Source organism: Thalassolituus hydrocarboniclasticus, from assembly GCF_025345565.1.
Classification (GTDB): Bacteria; Pseudomonadota; Gammaproteobacteria; order Pseudomonadales; family Oceanobacteraceae; genus Venatoribacter; species Venatoribacter hydrocarboniclasticus.
In genome coordinates, this window is record NZ_CP054475.1 from 3644644 (window position 1) to 3662072 (window position 17429).

General features: G+C 50.8%; 13 protein-coding genes. 6 read left to right on the top strand and 7 right to left on the bottom strand.

Annotated features, from left to right (window positions below; genetic code table 11):
- Positions 1-4: 4 nt before the first annotated feature.
- The 6 genes from HUF19_RS16385 to HUF19_RS16410 are packed head-to-tail and all read right to left on the bottom strand — an operon-like array spanning position 5 to position 6130.
- Positions 5-586 carry a cytochrome c oxidase subunit 3 gene (locus HUF19_RS16385; protein WP_260997594.1) on the bottom strand — a complete coding sequence of 194 codons (582 nt, stop codon included), beginning with the start codon at positions 584-586 and terminating at the stop codon, positions 5-7.
- Positions 583-2424 carry a nitric oxide reductase activation protein NorD gene (locus tag HUF19_RS16390; RefSeq protein WP_260997595.1) on the bottom strand — a complete coding sequence of 614 codons (1842 nt, stop codon included), beginning with the start codon at positions 2422-2424 and terminating at the stop codon, positions 583-585. Before HUF19_RS16390 ends, HUF19_RS16385 begins: the two co-directional genes overlap by 4 nt.
- 5 nt (positions 2425-2429) lie before the next feature.
- On the bottom strand, positions 2430-3332 hold the full coding sequence (locus HUF19_RS16395; protein WP_260997596.1) for a 4Fe-4S binding protein: 903 nt from the start codon (positions 3330-3332) through the stop codon (positions 2430-2432).
- Positions 3333-3387: 55 nt separating this feature from the next.
- Positions 3388-4791 (bottom strand): cbb3-type cytochrome c oxidase subunit I, encoded by a 1404-nt coding sequence (locus HUF19_RS16400; RefSeq protein WP_145468016.1) that lies wholly within the window; start codon positions 4789-4791, stop codon positions 3388-3390.
- 44 nt (positions 4792-4835) lie between these two features.
- Positions 4836-5282 carry a c-type cytochrome gene (locus HUF19_RS16405; RefSeq protein ID WP_145468014.1) on the bottom strand — a complete coding sequence of 149 codons (447 nt, stop codon included), beginning with the start codon at positions 5280-5282 and terminating at the stop codon, positions 4836-4838.
- Positions 5283-5314: 32 nt separating this feature from the next.
- Positions 5315-6130 carry a CbbQ/NirQ/NorQ/GpvN family protein gene (locus HUF19_RS16410; protein ID WP_225691021.1) on the bottom strand — a complete coding sequence of 272 codons (816 nt, stop codon included), beginning with the start codon at positions 6128-6130 and terminating at the stop codon, positions 5315-5317.
- 394 nt (positions 6131-6524) lie between these two features.
- On the opposite strand from HUF19_RS16410, the gene HUF19_RS16415 reads away from it, so the two are divergent.
- Both HUF19_RS16415 and HUF19_RS16420 read left to right on the top strand, forming a co-directional pair.
- A complete protein-coding gene (locus HUF19_RS16415; RefSeq protein WP_260997597.1) occupies positions 6525-8576 on the top strand; it encodes a TonB-dependent receptor plug domain-containing protein in 2052 nt (683 codons plus the stop codon).
- A 47-nt stretch (positions 8577-8623) separates the two neighbouring features.
- Complete coding sequence (locus HUF19_RS16420) at positions 8624-10327, top strand: nitrite reductase (protein ID WP_366516517.1); 1704 nt, start codon at positions 8624-8626, stop codon at positions 10325-10327.
- A 30-nt stretch (positions 10328-10357) separates the two neighbouring features.
- On the opposite strand, the gene HUF19_RS16425 is transcribed toward HUF19_RS16420, so the two are convergent.
- Complete coding sequence (locus HUF19_RS16425; protein WP_260997598.1) at positions 10358-10810, bottom strand: MarR family transcriptional regulator; 453 nt, start codon at positions 10808-10810, stop codon at positions 10358-10360.
- A 110-nt stretch (positions 10811-10920) separates the two neighbouring features.
- Here HUF19_RS16425 and HUF19_RS16430 point away from each other — a divergent pair, with 110 nt between their 5' ends.
- From HUF19_RS16430 to HUF19_RS16445, 4 genes are all read left to right on the top strand, one after another.
- Entirely contained in the window at positions 10921-11478 is a 558-nt protein-coding gene (locus HUF19_RS16430) for a Yip1 family protein (RefSeq protein ID WP_260997599.1), read from the top strand.
- Positions 11479-11930: 452 nt separating this feature from the next.
- Positions 11931-14177, top strand: coding sequence for a transcriptional regulator NosR (nosR, locus tag HUF19_RS16435; RefSeq protein ID WP_260997600.1), 2247 nt, complete (start codon positions 11931-11933; stop codon positions 14175-14177).
- A 30-nt stretch (positions 14178-14207) separates the two neighbouring features.
- Positions 14208-16130 (top strand): TAT-dependent nitrous-oxide reductase, encoded by a 1923-nt coding sequence (gene nosZ, locus HUF19_RS16440; RefSeq protein WP_260997601.1) that lies wholly within the window; start codon positions 14208-14210, stop codon positions 16128-16130.
- Positions 16131-16183: 53 nt separating this feature from the next.
- Positions 16184-17428 carry a nitrous oxide reductase family maturation protein NosD gene (locus HUF19_RS16445; RefSeq protein ID WP_260997602.1) on the top strand — a complete coding sequence of 415 codons (1245 nt, stop codon included), beginning with the start codon at positions 16184-16186 and terminating at the stop codon, positions 17426-17428.
- Position 17429 lies beyond the last annotated feature (1 nt).

Genomic DNA, 17429 nt, shown 5'->3' on the forward strand with positions numbered 1-17429 from the left:
TGTTTCATCTTAGTACATAAAGCGCCGGGAAAAGAACGATCCACACCAGGTCAACCATATGCCAGTAAGAGGCTGCACTTTCCGCCGCTTTTAGTTTCTGCTCATCGTCCGAGTCTGTCTTTTTCAGCCAGCGGCCGAGAATAATAAGAATCATCATTCCGGCAAGCACATGGAGAAAATGAAAGAACGTCGTGAAAAAATAAAACCCGAAGAATATATCGTAGTGCAACGAGTACCCATTGCTATAGAGTGTTTGATATTCACTCACTTTACTAATGACATAGATCATTCCACAGCCGGATGCCGCGAAAAAATAACGCGCATAGCCATCGCCCTGAATGCGGAGCTTATTAACGCCTGTTGCCACCAGGTAACTGCCCGTCAGCAATGCCATCGTATTAATCACCCCGGCAGCAACATGCAGCTCCTGCAGGCCGGCCTGAAACATCTCCGGCTGCCGGAGGCGAACCAGAGAGAAGCCGGCGATCAGCAGGCCAAAAACAGCCAGTTCAGCACAAAGAAAAAACCACAGGGCAATATCGCCCGGGATCTTGTCTTTTCCGCTCAGAGTCAGCGGGCTGTTCATATGTTCAGTCCGGTCAGATTAAGATAGAGCTTCGGCAGTATCCGTGGCAGCTGATCTGCCCGGTTAATGCAGAAGTAGCCCTGATGTCCAAACACATAAGGCACATAATCCGCACTGTTCTGATCAATGGTGACACAGTGGGTTGTCACTCCCGTACGGTGAGCCTCGGTGATCGATACTCTGGTATCTTCGAGACCATAACGACCTTCATACAGATCCAGATCATTAGGCTTACCGTCGGTCAGTATCAGCAGCAGGCGCTTTTCTGCCGGATGGTCATTAAGGATATCGGTTGCCTGGCGGATAGCCGCTCCCATGCGCGTGTAGTAGCCGGGCGTTAAGGCTTTAATCCGGCCATGAACATTTTCACCCCAGGGTTCGTTAAAGTTTTTGATCATATTAATCCGCACGTGATCGCGCCGGCGTGATGAAAAGCCATACATAGAAAAGCGATCACCGCTGGCATCCAGTGCCTCCCCCAATAAATGCAGGCTGTCGCGGATAACATCGATAACCTGCTTATCATTGTTGGCCCAGGCGTCGGTCGACAGCGACAGATCTGCGAGAACAAGACAGGCCAGATCACGGTTCTGACGACGCTGCTGCCGCCATACCGGCGCCACACTTTCGGCGTGTCCCTGCAGCCGGCTGGTGCAGTGATCAATCGCAGCATTTATATCCAGCTGCTGCCCCTGAACCTGCCGCCGTAGTTGCACCTGCTGAGTGTTAAAGCAGGCAAACTGCCGGCGCAGACGCTGCGCAGTCTGCTTAAGTTCATCCGGTAAAGGAGCTGGCTCAGCACCGCGTGGCAGCATCGGAATAACCCGGCAGTAATCCTCACGTAAACGCTGCCGGCGGTAATCCCACTCCGGATAAGACAGGCCAGAACCCAGCGGGATGTCATCCTCCGCCGCACTGGGCAGATCCAGATCGAGGCGTATTTTTGAAGCCTGACTGCCACGGGTCCGCGATAGCGTAATCAGATCAAGATCTTCTGCTATTTTTCCGGCATCCGCGTCATCGGCATCATCTGCGGTACGGTCAACAGGAATAAATTCCGACCACGACAATAAGCTTTCCAGACGAAATAACAGCAGGCCATTACGGCCATCAGGATCATCGGCAAATTCGGCCTGGCGGCGGATATTTGCCGTGCTTTTCTGTTGCACCTCAGACGCTGCGGGCTCCTGTACATCGCCACTGTGCTGAAGCGGAGCCAGATTTCTGCCCGGATATAACCACAGGGGCACAGGATCAGGATCTCCCGGCCCGTCAGGCAGCGCAGTAACAGATCCCGGCTCCTTCAGAGCAGCACGCAATGCCATCTCTCTGGGCAGAGCCGCAGCACTGAGCTTCAGCCGGAAATCTCTCTGTTGCAGTTCGGCCTCAACCAGACGCCGGTAGACAGGGACCAGACCGGGATAGCGTTGCAAGCAATGCTGCACGCTATGCTGATTATCAACAAACCACAGGGAAGAGCCGGCAGCTGCCGGAAGCGTGCAGGATGCCAATGCCGCCAGCCACAGATACAGGTCAGCATTCAGCGTCCGCTGCGGATAAAAGTCGATATGATCCGGCAGATATAAATGATTCTGATCGCGCCACGCCAGGGCCTGACGCAGACCGGAACCTGCCACCTTCTGCAACCACGAACGCGACGCTTTAACCCGTTGCTCAGCAGCAACCGAGAGACGCAACCCGGCATCGCCGCCCAGCGCCCTGAATATCATCGCCAGTGTTTTCTGTTCATCGCTGAGCAACACCGCCGCATCCGGATAAGTACGGACAGCCACGCGGGTAATAAAATGATGCCAGCGGATACCAACAGCTTCTTCCATAGCAGTTACTCCTGTTCCCGGGCAATAATTACTGGTAATTGCCGCTCATACTGTCTGGCATCATCGCCACTGGCCCAATACAGCAGTGATCCGGCAGGATTGTGTTTTTGCACTTCAGCACAGGTATCAATACAGAGCCTGCATTGAGTGCAGGTAATCTTCCGCTGCTTATGTGCTCTTGGCGGCAGGCGCATAGGGCAGACCTGATCACAGGCATGACAGTCACGGCAGTCTTTTCCCCGCTCTTTGCGGTAACCAATCACCAGGCCACGCGGATTGGCCGCCCAGATCAGACTCTGAAAAATTCCGACCGCGCAGCCATACCGGCAGAACCAGTGACGCGCCAGCGTAAATTCGATAAAAAATAATACCGTTGCCGCACACAGAAAAATCAGCGGATATGTATCAACCTGCAGCCGGAAAATACCCTGCCATAAAGGCAGCGGAGGAATCAGATAACTGAGCAGAGAAACCGCCCATAAAAAAGAACAGGCCAGAATCCAGAAAAAAAGGACCGTTCTGGAACCAGGACGCGCCCCGCTGCTGCTCTTTTCCCACAACGAACGCCTGCCAAGCCAGTAATGCATTTTACTGTCCAGCCACTCCAGAACAGAAAAATGCGGGCACAACCAGCCGCAGTAAATTCGTCCCCAGCGCCAGACAAAAACAATAAGTACAATGACCGTCAGCAGGACGGGCAGCGCCAGACGCCATAATAATTGTGAAAATACTGAAGCAGCACTCTGACCAGCAGCAGGTGCAAGCTCCAGCGTCCAGTCATAACCAAAAAAAATAAAATGGCCGAGCGTCAGATCCAGACGAAAAACATCCAGAACCGGCGCCAGCAGAAATAATAAAAAAAATACACTGCGGCTGATCAGACGGTAGCGTTGTACCCCTGAATTCATCAGCCTGTCTTCCTGGCCGCTGCCCGAAGGCAGCGGCTGTGATCTTTGCATATATTCAGGCACTGACAGGTAAAGCAGGTGCATCAGCCTGAGTACGGCTGGCGACAACAAAACTGTATAAGTACAGCATCACGCCACCACCAAAAGCGATACCAGCAACCAGACGTGCCCAATAAATAGGAACAATCAGGTCTTGTGTCGCCATATAGCCCAGGGCAATGCCATCAGCCGGCATACGCTGCTGCATCACCTGAATAATACCCGCCGCAGTCAGCAGCAGAGTAATCATCAGCATAGATACACACATGACCCAGATGGAGGCAATTTCCACTTTCTGTGCCTGCAGACTGTTACTTAAACGTCCCTGCAGCTGTGGCCATGCGTAAGAGATAATCGCCAGCACAATCATCACGTAAGCGCCAAAGAATGCCAGGTGACCATGAGCGGCCGTAATCTGAGAGCCGTGGGTGTAATAATTTACCGGCGCCAGGGTATGCAGGAATCCCCAAACGCCCGCACCAAGGAAAGCCATAATGGTACAGCCGGCAGCCCAGGTAACGGCGGCTTTGTTAGGGTGTTCGCGGCGGCGCTGTTTAATCATGCTGAAAGCGAACACCATCATCATGAAGAAAGGTAACGGCTCGACGGCAGAGAAAACCGATCCGATCCATAGCCAGTATTCCGGAGCGCCGATAAAGAAATAATGGTGGCCGGTGCCAAGAATGCCGCTGATCAGAGCCATCGCAATAATCAGGTACAACCATTTTTCCACAACCTCACGATCCACACCGGTGGTTTTGATCAGAATAAAGGCGAGGATACTGCCGAGAATCAGCTCCCACACACCCTCAACCCACAGGTGCACAACCCACCACCAGAAATACTTATCCAGAGTCAGTGATGCCGGATTATAAAAAGAGAACAGGAAGAACACGGCCAGACCGAGAAGACCGGTGATCAGCACCATGTTAATCACGGTTTTACGGCCACGCAGAATAGTCATACCAACATTAAACAAGAATCCGAGTGCAACAATAACAATACCTATTTTGGTAATAGTTGGCTGCTCCAAAAATTCCCGCCCCATGGTTGGCAGAATATTGTTGTATGTAATCTCCGCCAGCGTTGCATAAGGAACCGATAAATAACCAACAATGGTCAGGGTGCCGGCAATGGCATAAGCCCAGAACAGTATCCAGGCCAGTTTCGGACTATACAGCTCACACTGAGTTTCTTCAGGTACAAGATAGTAAGTCGCGCCCATAAAACCACAGAGCAGCCAGACGATCAGAAGATTGGTGTGCACCATACGGGCAACATTAAAAGGGATTTCCGGAAACAGGAAATCACCGATGATGTACTGCGTGCCAAGAATCAGACCGAAGACAATCTGACCGACAAACAGCAACATGGCAAAGGCAAAGTACGGTTTTGCAACCGCCTGGCTTTGATATTTCATGATGTTTGATCCTTGAATAATTAAATTGAAATGGTCGTCATGCATCAGCCTTCGATATTTGGTGGCCAATCGTTGGTGTCGATGCGGGAAGTCCAGATCAGGAATTCAGCTAAATCGTTAATCTCCTGCTCTTTTAAATGGAACTGTGGCATTTGGCGGCGTCCTTCAACACCGGTAGGCATTGCCTTCATCCAGGCAGAAAAATACGCCTTGAATACCTGCTCATTTTCCATCCCGCGGCGCTGAAAAACGTTCCCCAGCTCGGGAGCAAAATAGGCCCCCTCTCCCAGCAATGAATGACAGCCGACGCAGTTATTTTTTTCCCAGATTTCTTTGCCATGTGCGACTTCAGCGGTGAGCAGTTCACGATTCTCACGCTTCGGCAGCACCGTAACGGTATCAACCGTCAGAGCAACAAAGAGGAGGAAAAAGAATGCGCCCCCACCGTAGTAAATATTCCGGGCCATGCCCTTAGTGAAACGTTCTGACATAAAATGTCTCCTCGCGGTTATAAAAAGACGGCTCATTCACCCACTGGCATAAGAGCGCGGATAATCTGGCGAACAGCTTGCTGGGCGGCGGGCTCGTCACTCAGTGTTTCAGTCAGAGCCGCTTCCGTTGCGATTTCTGCCGGCAACCCGCTGCGGATCAGACGGGCACAATGAATCAGAAGGCGGGTAGAAGGAGACTCCTCAAGATCGGCGTCATTAAGCTTGCGCAGAGCAGCAGCAACCGCACACAGACGCTGCGCAGTCTGCAGATCGATACCACTTTCCTGCATAACGATCCGGGCTTCCTGCTGTTCATCCGGGTAGTTAAAACCGATGCTGACAAAGCGCTGGCGGGTACTGGGTTTAAGCCCTTTCATCAGGTTGCGGTAACCCGGGTTATAAGACATAACCAGCATAAAACCCGGCGCGGCATGAAGCTGCTCTCCGGTGCCATCAAGCGGCAAAATGCGTCTGTCATCGGTGAGGGGGTGAATAACAACCGTTGTATCCTTGCGGGCCTCAATAACCTCGTCCAGATAACAGATTGCCCCTTCGCGCACAGCGCGCGTCAGCGGGCCGTCCTGCCAGAACGTGCCGTCGTTACCGATCAGGTAGCGGCCAATCAGATCGGCAGCGGTCAGATCATCATGACAGGCAACGGTATAGAGCGGGCGCTTCAGCTGCTCCGCCATATGCTCAATAAAACGTGTTTTACCGCAGCCGGTAGGGCCTTTAATCAGAACAGGAAGCTGATTACGGCTGGCGTGCAGGAAGAGTTCAACCTCACTTCCCTGCGGCTGATAAAAGTGCAGCCGTGAGTCCGCTGGCGACACAGCAGGAGCATTCATATGCCAATCCTATGGGTAACTTTACGGTGCTAATGCTGTCCTTTAGCAAAGAGGTCATAAATACCAAACAATAGAGATCGATATACCTAAATATAGGTACTTTTCCTTAAAGCAGGCAAAATATACCTATTCAACCAACTAGCAGAATCAAAACCGAATGAAAGCAAGTCATTGTTTATTAAGGATTTTAATTTAATAAGTAAAACCAAGAATCTAAAAATGGTTATTTATTCAATAGAAATGGTTAAATATACCCAAGCATAAAAAATACCAACTCAAGTCAATTTTATAGCCGGAACAAGGCAGTCGTGATTATATTTTTGACCTGAATCAGTTTTTTATCCGCACATCTGGTTGAGCATGCAATTCCATTCAGGAATTAATGGATTTCGGCATGACACGCAAACCTCCGGGCCTCCTCGGCCTGTTATTTGTATTGCCTCTGGCATCCCCCGCCCTGCCATCCCGGGCCGATAACACAACCACAAGCCTGCCACTGATGGTGGTTTCCGCAACCGGCTACCGCCAACAGGCACTGCTGAGCCCGGCAGCCATTACCGTGCTGGAACAGGAGCAACTGAATCAGCAACCGGTATCCGACCTCGCCGAAGTACTGCGTGATATTCCCGGCATAGCCATTGTCGACTCCGGGGTTCCCGGCATGAAACGTCTGTCATTGCGGGGGGAAAGCGCCCGCCGTGTTCTGGTAAAAATTAATGGCCAGCCGCTGGCCGACCATTCCAATTACGGCACGCCATTACTGATCGATATTAATATGATCGAACGTGTCGAAGTCGTTCGTGGCCCATCCTCCGTTGTACATGGCGGCAATGCTCTCGGCGGTGTTATTAATATCATCACCCGCCAGGCATCTGCCGGTGAGCAGGAAGTTATTTTCAGCTCCGGATATTACTCAGCAACCCGCGGACAACGCGTTTCTGCCGGCGTACTGACTGCCCGGCAAGGGCTGGATATGCGCCTGCAGGCCAGCCGCACATCCCATCAGGATCGCCGTTTGGCTGATGGCACACTGGAAGATTCTGATTCTCTGCAGCGCTCAGTCTCAGCAGAGTTGGGTTACAGCCAGGCACAACACCGTATCAGCTGGCAGGGCGACTATTTCAAACAATATGCCAGCGCCTGGGTGGAACCCGACTCGGGTATTGATTATCTGCGCTTTCCGGAGCGCAACTCTCTCCGTCATGCGCTGAATTATGAATACCTTCAGGATCACGGCAGCCTGCAAAAAATTAATGCCCGGATGTATCAACATAATGGCCGGCGCGTTATGGAAAATGCTATCAGCAGTCAGACACCCGTGGTGGCTGTGAATGTTGATAATTTCTCCGATGATGATCTGCTGACCAGTGGTGGCCAGTTAAGTACAGAAGCCCGCTGGCTGGGAAATAACCTGACGGTAGCTGGTATGGAGTATCAGAGCGACCGCCTGGATACAGACAAACGCTCGCAAACAACACTGCGTATGCTGACTCTGCCGATTCCGCCAACCGTGACAGAAAAAACATCCGCGCAACAAGCGGAACAAAACCAGTGGTCAGCATTTTTACAGCAACAGATTGTATTAACCGCAGATGCTGAGGCACACGCCGGTCTGCGTTATTACCGCATTAATTCACGCCTGACCGACAGCACAGAGCGCTCTGACAGCGATAACCATGATGATGAAATGGTTGGCTCCATATCCATGGTCTGGCGCGCCACTCCGGCCTCGGCATTACGCATCAACCTTGCTCAGGGATATTCCTACCCCAGCGTCACCCAGCAATTTGCCGTTACCGCCGGTGGCAGCAATGTGCATTTTGGCAACCCGGATTTAACCGCAGAAAAAGCAACCACTCTGGAATTTGGATTCCGCCTCGACAACAAGCAGTGGCTGCTTGACCTCGCGCTGTATTACAACCGCGCACGTGATTTTATCGACCGCGAAGCCCTGACTGCGGCTCCGCCTGAATACACCACAACCACCACAGCATCACAGTCTCTCTGGCGCTGGGTCAACATCAATAAAGCCAAAAGCTACGGTCTGGAACTGGCTGTTTCCCGTCAGCTTAAAACGCTCCGCCCTTACGCCAACATTACCGTACAACGCCGGGAGCTCGATTTCGCCAGCGGTGAAGACACCTGGAACAGCGGCCTGCCCGAATACCAGCTGCAGTCCGGAGTGCAATGGTCAGCCCTGCCAAATACACAGCTGGATATCTTTCTGCGCTCTTACGGTGATGCCCGGCGGGATGACGAAAATGGCATAAAGACCGCACAAAGCGGTGGCTACGCAGAATTCAATATCGCCATGCAGTATCAGCCGGTTAACAACCTGATGCTGACCGCTGCGGTTAATAACCTGACCAATCAAAGCTACCAGAACCCTGAAGAATTACCGGCTGCCGGACGTGCGCTCAATGCCGAAATGCATTGGCGTTTCTGATGACAACCAGACGACCTGAAACTGGGATATATGAGAGAGGAACGATCATGAAATACTGGAAACATCCACTTTGCCTGGCCATTGCCGCACTCAGCTTAGCGGTTCACGCGGTACCCAACCCGGAAAATGCTGCATCGGCTTATCAGGGCGAAGCATCTGCTATCGACCCGGCATCGGCTAAAGTTGTGCGTTCACCCGGCGCACCGGATCTGACTGAGGCAGAATTTGAAAAAGCCAAGAAGATTTATTTTCAGCGCTGTGCAGGCTGTCACGGCGTACTGCGTAAAGGCGCAACCGGCAAGCCACTGACACCAGATATTACTCAGCAAAAAGGCCAGGCTTACCTCGAAGCACTGATTGGCTATGGCTCGCCGGCCGGTATGCCAAACTGGGGATCATCCGGTCAGTTTTCGCCGGAAGAAGTCACACTGATGGCCAAGTACGTTATGCATGAACCACCAACACCTCCTGAGTGGGGTATGAAAGAAATGCTGAATACCTGGGAGGTATTTGTTAAACCTGAAGACCGCCCGAAAAAACAGATGAATGATCTTAATCTGGATAATCTGTTTTCTGTCACACTGCGGGACGACGGTAAAATTGCACTGATTGATGGCGATACAAAAAAAATCGTCAAAACCATCGAAACCGGATACGCCGTGCATATCTCCCGCATTTCGGCCTCGGGCCGTTACCTGCTGGTTATTGGTCGTGATGCCCGGATCGATATGATTGATTTATGGATGAAATCACCAGGTAAAGTTGCTGAAATCAAAATCGGCATCGAAGCCCGCTCGGTAGAAACATCCAAATACAAAGGCTACGAAGATAAATACGCCATTGCCGGTGCTTACTGGCCTCCGCAATACACCATTATGGATGGTGAAACCCTGGAGCCCCTGCAAATTGTTTCGACCCGTGGCATGACCGTCGATAAGCAGGAATACCATCCGGAGCCCCGCGTTGCTGCGATTATCGCGTCACATGAACATCCGGAATTTATCGTTAATATTAAAGAAACCGGTAAGGTACAGCTGGTTAACTATCAGGATGTCGATAACCTGACCGTTACCACCATTGGCACCGCTCCGTTCCTGCACGATGGTGGCTGGGATGTAACCCATCGCTACTTTATGACTGCAGCCAACCAATCCAACAAAGTTGCCGTTATTGACTCCAAAGAGCGGAAAATGGCTGCACTGATTGATGTGGGCAAAATCCCTCATCCAGGACGTGGAGCCAACTTTGTACACCCTGAATTCGGGCCTGTCTGGGCAACCAGCCACCTCGGTGATGAAACTATCTCCCTGATTGGTACCGATCCTGAAAACCATCCGGATCATGCCTGGAAAGTTGTGCAGACTCTGAAAGGACAAGGTGGCGGTTCTCTGTTTATCAAAACACACCCAAAATCGAATCACCTTTACCTGGATACCACCTTTAACCCGGATGCCAAAGTCAGCCAGTCTGTGGCGGTATTCGACATTAAAAATCTGGCAAAAGGCTACACTGTTCTGCCGATTGCTGAGTGGTCCGGAATCAAAGAAGGAGCCAAACGGATTGTTCAGCCGGAATACAATGCCGCCGGTAACGAAGTCTGGTTCTCAGTCTGGAACGGCCAGGAAGAACCGTCTGCAATTGTGGTGGTTGATGACAAAACACTGAAACTGAAAAAGGTAATTAAGGATAAACGCCTGATTACCCCAACCGGTAAATTCAATGTGAAAAACACTCAGCACGATATCTACTGATCATCGTCTGCTGGGCAGAAAAGCGGCACGTTATGTGCCGCTTTTTCTTTTTTCAGGTGCGGAAAATTCAGCCGGATGATGCTCATCAGTATGAGAGCTCAGAGGAAACTTCTGCTCCAGAAGCTCAAGCTCAGGCCGGTGCTGCCAGGCAATTTTATCTGCAAGCTCCTCTCCTCTGGAGAGCAAATGTATCTCAATACATCGTTTGTCTGTTATCGATTCACGCCGCTCAACCAACCCCAACTCACAGCAACGGTCGACCAACATCACCGTGCCATGATGTTTCGCTTGAAGTTTTTCCGACAATTCACTGACAGTGGCCCATTCGCGCCCTGAAAACCCCTTCAGATGCAGTAATAAAAGATACTGCAATGAAGTCAGACCATGGGCTTTGCAGATATTTTCACTGTGGCGCTGGAAGATACGCAGGCGATAGCGGAAATCCGAAAGGCTCTGATAATCCTGCTTATTCAATTTATCCATAAAGAATCTGATCCTCAGACAGCTTCAGCAATACGGTCCGATATGCTTGCCACCGGATTAAAGGTGATCTAAACCATATATATCATAGAATGATATATATGGAGGTAATTATGAACCTGTCAGAACTGATAATGCCCTGGTCAGCGAAAGGCTGGGAAAAAATGCAGTCGATGAATATCTCCATACCGGCTCTGGCATGGAAGCTGGTTCTGCCACTGTCTTTCCTGCCGCCGGTTCTTCTTTATTACGCCGGAACCCACTACGACAACAGCTATATTCAGGGCTTTCCGGAAAAAAACTGGCATTTTATTACCACCACATTTTTCCTCGCAGAATTACTGACCTTTTTTGTAATGGGATGGCTTATTCACTCGGTACTGGAAAGCCATGATCTGGCCATTAACTATCACGACGCCTACTTACTGGCGGCTATTGCCCCCATTCCTATGTGGCTGTCTTCTCTGGGATTACTTATTCCTTCCGCTTTAATTACCGGCATTTTTGCAGGTGTCGGATTAGTCGCTTCCTGTGTCATTCTCTACCTTGGAACCAGCGCGCTCTGTCACCGCAATACGGATGATGTGGTCAGCATGTCTGCAACCTATACGATAATGTCTGCCGCATTTCTCGCCTGGATTATGCTGATGGTTATCGTCTGGGCTTATTAAAATCCGATGTTTTCAAAACACTGAACCAACCTGATCATCAGATCAACCATCAGGTTGGTTGCCTTTACACTGACAGAAAAGTCACACCACAAGAAAATGCCCGCTGCTGAAAATATATCTGCAGTTTTAATTGGCATTTTGCGCCACGCCATTTCATCGACATGGAAAATTTTTCTTATCCTCGAAGCTGCCAGGCTGTTTTTGCAACAATTAGCGCAGACTGTCCAGGCAGCCGGTTTATACCTCCCCCTGTAACCTCTGATTTTATGCGCCAAAAAATATTGAATGGCGGGTGACAGAGGTTATTGATTAAAAACACAAAAAATTGACCTGAGTCCTTCAACCTACCTCCAATGGGGTATGTTGGCTGTGTCCGGTGACTGCGACAATTTGACGCATTAGCCAGACTGATGCTCATTCCAGACATCAGGCTGACGCTGAATAGGAATTGTATGATGTCAGCACCTGACAGCCCCCTGAAACATTATTTATGGCCTTTTTTTGTCCTGATGTTTTTTGTCCTCAGTATTTCCGTAACAGCGGTTCCGGAAGTGGCAGCCTCAGAAAACGGTGGACACAAAGCAGAAAATCGACAGCAGAAACGCCTGCAGGCTCATAAGCCCTCCGATAAATCAGAAGATACCGCACAACAACGCCTCCGCCTTATTCTGCCTGAGGCGACAGAGATATCGTCTCCCGAAGGTGATTTCGGTATCCGGACCATCAAAGGAAATGACCGTTTACTGGGCTATATGTTTGAAACAATCAACGTAGCCAATATTCCTGCATACTCCGGCAAGCCGATTAATATGCAGGTTATCCTCAGTCCTGAGGCCGTTATTCTTGATGCCTGGCTGCTGGAACACCACGAGCCAATTCTGCTGGTCGGTATTCCGGAACAGAAGCTGGTTGATTTTGGTGTAGCCTATCAGGGCATCAGGGCTGATCAGCGCGTCGTGGTTGGCAGCACCAATGATGAAAACGCTGTGACCGTCGATGCCATCACCGGTGCCACCGTTACCGTGATGGTTGTGAACGAAATCATCATGAAGGCCACTCACACAGTAGCCGCATCATTGGGACTGGTCGAAGCGCAACTGTCCCAGAAACAGAAACCCGCCAATATTCTGCCAGAGGTTTACAGTAACGCCGGCTGGCAGCAGCTGACCGGAGACGGCTCCATCCGTCGTATGCACCTGTTACGCTCCCAGGTCGACGAATCATTCAGGGGCACCGACGCCGAACAGGTGGAAAAAGCCACAGCGGATCAGCTTAACGATACCTTTATTGATCTTTATGTTGCTTATCTGAACGCGCCAACCATTGGCCGCAACCTGTTGGGTGACAGTCAGTACCGCTTCCTGATGGAAGAGCTGAAACCCGGCGAGCACGCCATTGCTGTGCTGGCCAACGGCATGTTCTCATTTAAAGGATCTGGCTATGTGCGCGGCGGTATTTTTGACCGCATCCAGCTGCGTCAGTTTGGTGATGTTATCTCCTTCCGCGATCTGGACCAGCAGCGTCTGTACGATGTCATGGCCGACGGCGCACCGGAGTTTAAAGAAAAATCGCTGTTTATTATCCGTGACAAAAGCCATTTTGACCCTGGCACTGACTGGACCTTTGAGTTACTGGTACGCCGCCAGACAGGCCCGGTGGATGGCGTATTCACCAGTTTCGAGCTGGGTTATCAACTACCCCAAACCTACTTCGAGCGGCCAGCATTAACAGCCGAAGAACTGGCTGCCATTGAAGAAGCCAACCGCCCTCTGTGGCTGAACATCTGGTATCAGAAGAATTTCCAGATCGGAGTTCTGATAACTGCCCTGGGGGTTTTGCTGGTGATTTTATTCCTGCAGGATTATTTCACCAGCAAGCCTGCATTTCTGCACTGGCTGCGCCGGGGTTATCTGTTATTTACCGTGTTCTTTATTGGCTGGTATTGCCTCGGCCAGCTGTCGGTTGTCAACGTACTGACCTTTGTTCATTCACTGATGCAGGGCTTCCGCTGGGAGCTGTTTCTCAGTGATCCCGTTATATTTATTCTCTGGGCATTTACAGCAGCCACCATCCTGCTCTGGGGACGGGGAGTATTCTGCGGCTGGCTGTGTCCGTTCGGAGCTCTGCAGGAGCTGATTAACGAAGCCGCCCGTAAATTAAAAATCCGCCAGTATGAATTGCCCTTTGCTGTGCACGAACGCTTATGGGCCGTTAAATACATTATTTTATTGGGTTTATTCGGGCTGTCTCTGGAGTCACTTTCTACCGCAGAACGTTATGCCGAAGTGGAACCCTTTAAAACCGCCATCATGCTCAAATTCAGCCGCGAATGGGGCTTTGTTTTCTACGCTGTATTGTTGCTGGTTATCAATATTTTTACGCGCAAAGTCTACTGCCGTTATATCTGTCCTCTGGGTGCCGCCCTGGCAATACCAAGTAAAGCCCGCCTGTTTGACTGGCTGAAACGCCGCAAAGAATGTGGCCAGCCTTGCCAGCTCTGCGCCAATGAGTGCGAAATACAGGCCATTCACCCCGATGGTCATATTAATCACAACGAATGTCACTACTGCCTCGATTGCCAGATGACATATCACAACGATCATAAATGTCCGCCACTGGTTGCCAAACGTAAAAAACAGCAAAGAAATAAACCCGTTCCTCAGCGTATCCCGGTGGTACAGATGGATCCGCAAAACTGAAAAAGCCAATCTTGTTCAAGGAGATAGACCATGACAGATGACAGCAATAAAAATGTATCCGGAAAAGAAAAAGCCGGACTGAGCCGCCGCGGATTTCTCGGTGCCAGCGCCCTCACTGGTGCCGGCGCTGCGCTGGTCGGAGCAGCAGGCCTTGGCTCTGCAGTCATGAGCCGCGAAGCCTTTGCCGCCGCCGCCAAAGACGCCAAAAAGAAATACCATGTAGAGCCAGGGGAACTGGACGATTACATCGGCTTCTGGAGTGGTGGTCACCAGGGCGAAGTCCGCGTACTGGGTATTCCATCCATGCGCGAACTGATGCGGATTCCGGTATTTAATATCGACTCGGCTACCGGTTGGGGCATCACCAACGAAAGTAAGGCCGTAATGGGTGACAGTGCGAAGTTCCTGAATGGTGACTGCCACCATCCACATATCTCCATGAAAGATGGTAAATACGATGGCAAATACGTTTTTATCAACGATAAAGCCAACAGCCGTGTAGCTCGCATCCGCCTGGATATTATGAAGTGTGACAAGATGCTGACCGTGCCTAATGTTCAGGCTATCCACGGACTGCGTCTGCAGAAAGTACCGTACACCAAGTATGTGTTTGCTAATGCTGAATTTGTTATGCCACATCCGAACGATGGCAAACATTTCGATTTGCAGGCCGATTACAGCTACACCATGTTTAACGTCATTGATGCAGAAAGCATGGAAATGGCATTTCAGATTATGGTTGACGGTAACCTGGACAACTGTGATGCCGACTACACCGGCCGCTTTGCTGCCTCTACCTGTTACAACTCAGAAAAAGCCTATGATCTGGGCGGCATGATGCGGAATGAGCGTGACTGGGTTGTGGTATTTGATATCCAGGCTGCAGAAAAAGCGGTTAAAGCCGGTAAATTCGCCACTCTGGGCGACTCTAAAGTGCCGGTGCTGGATGGCCGTAAAAAAGGCGACAAAGACAGCCAGTTTACCCGTTATATTCCTGTACCGAAAAACCCGCATGGCTGTAACACCTCATCCGATGGCAAGTACTTTATTGCCAACGGCAAGCTGTCACCAACTGTATCCATGATCGAAATTGCCAGACTGCCAGACCTGTTTAACGGCAAAATCAAAGATCCGCGCGACACCATTGCAGCAGAACCGGAACTGGGCCTTGGACCACTGCACACTACCTTCGATGGTCGTGGCAATGCCTACACCACACTGTTTATCGACAGTCAGGTCGTGAAGTGGAATATGGCCGATGCGGTACGTGCCTATAACGGTGAGAATGTTAATTACATCAAGCAGAAACTGGATGTGCAGTATCAGCCTGGTCATATTCATGCCTCACTGTGTGAAACCAACGAAGCCGATGGCCAGTGGCTGGTTGCCTTATGCAAGTTCTCCAAAGACCGCTTCCTGCAGGTTGGCCCACTGCACCCGGAAAACGACCAGCTGATCGATATTTCCGGTGAAGAAATGAAACTGGTACACGATGGCCCAACCTTCGCAGAACCGCATGACTGCACCATGGCACGCCGTGATCAGATCCGCACCCGGAAAATCTGGAAGCGGGATGATCCTTTCTTTGCCGGCACTGTTGCCATGGCAAAAAAAGATGGAATCAATCTGGAGACCGACAACAAGGTTATTCGCGATGGTAATAAAGTCCGGGTTTACATGACCTCGGTAGCGCCAGCCTATGGCATTAACGAGTTCAGGGTAAAACAGGGCGATGAGGTTACCGTGATCGTCACCAATCTGGATCAGATCGAAGACGTTACTCATGGTTTCTGCATGGTTAATCATGGTGTATCGATGGAAATCAGCCCACAGCAAACTGCGTCAGTTACCTTTGTGGCCGACAAAGTGGGTATGCACTGGTACTACTGCAACTGGTTCTGCCATGCTCTGCATATGGAGATGGTAGGTCGAATGCTGGTTGAACCAGCCTGATCGGCTGGCGGCGGGCCGTGATGCCCGCCGCCCCTCCACAATTGCGGGACACTATGATCCTTTCTGTCTTTTTTTTACTGCTGCTGGCCAGTGCCGGTGCGCAGGCCCAGTACCAGTCATTACCGCTGCAACCGCAGGGGGATATTCTGGTTTTACCCGCCGGTCACTATCAGGGAAATTTTCTGATTGATCAGCCCGGCCACATCCGCTGTGCAGCCAACGCCGTTATCGACGCCGGGGCGCGGGGCCATGCGGTGAAAATTACCGCCGCCGAAGTCAGCCTTGAAGGCTGCCATATTATTAACTGGGGACGTAACCTCACCGATCTGGATTCAGCCATATTTGTTGCTGCCCGGGCCGACCATGTACGTCTGCTGAATAATCATCTGCAAGGGGCCGGATTCGGCATCTGGGCCGATACCAGCCAGCATATTGAAATCCACGGCAATCAGATCAGCGGCGATGACACTGTGCGCTCGCAGGACCGTGGCAATGGCATTCATCTGTTTTCTGTCCGTCAGGCCAGTGTGACCAACAATATTATACGCCATACCCGCGATGGTATTTATATTGACACCTCCAATCACAACACGCTGACCGGTAACGTGCTGGAAGATCTGCGCTACGGAATTCACTACATGTTTTCCAATAACAATGTGGTGCATAACAACACGACCCGCCGCACCCGAACCGGTTATGCCCTGATGCAGAGCCGTAATCTGGATGTACGCAATAATCTGTCTGAAGACGATCAGAACTACGGCATTCTGATGAACTACATCACCTACTCCACCATCAGCAACAACAGAGTGCAGGGGGTAATCAGCGGCAGCACCGGCGACAGCATGATTCAGGGAGCTGAAGGCAAAGCGTTGTTTATCTACAACTCCGTATTCAACACCATCAGCTACAACTACTTTGCCGACAGCGTGATGGGTATTCACCTTACCGCCGGCTCTGAAGACAATAAAATCTTTGGCAATGCCTTTATCGCTAATCAACAGCAAGTTAAATATGTCGCAACCCGAACTCAGGAGTGGTCTGAAAATGGTCGCGGAAATTACTGGAGCGATTACCTTGGCTGGGACCGGAATGTCGATGATATCGGCGATCTTATTTACGAACCAAACGACAATATCGACCGTTTACTGTGGCTTTATCCACAAATGCGCTTATTGCTGAACAGCCCTGCCATTGAATTACTGCGCTGGGTGCAGCAGGCATTTCCGGTTGTTAAATCTCCTGGCGTGCGGGACAGCTTTCCCCTGATGCGCCCACCGCTGACAGAGGCCCCTTAAA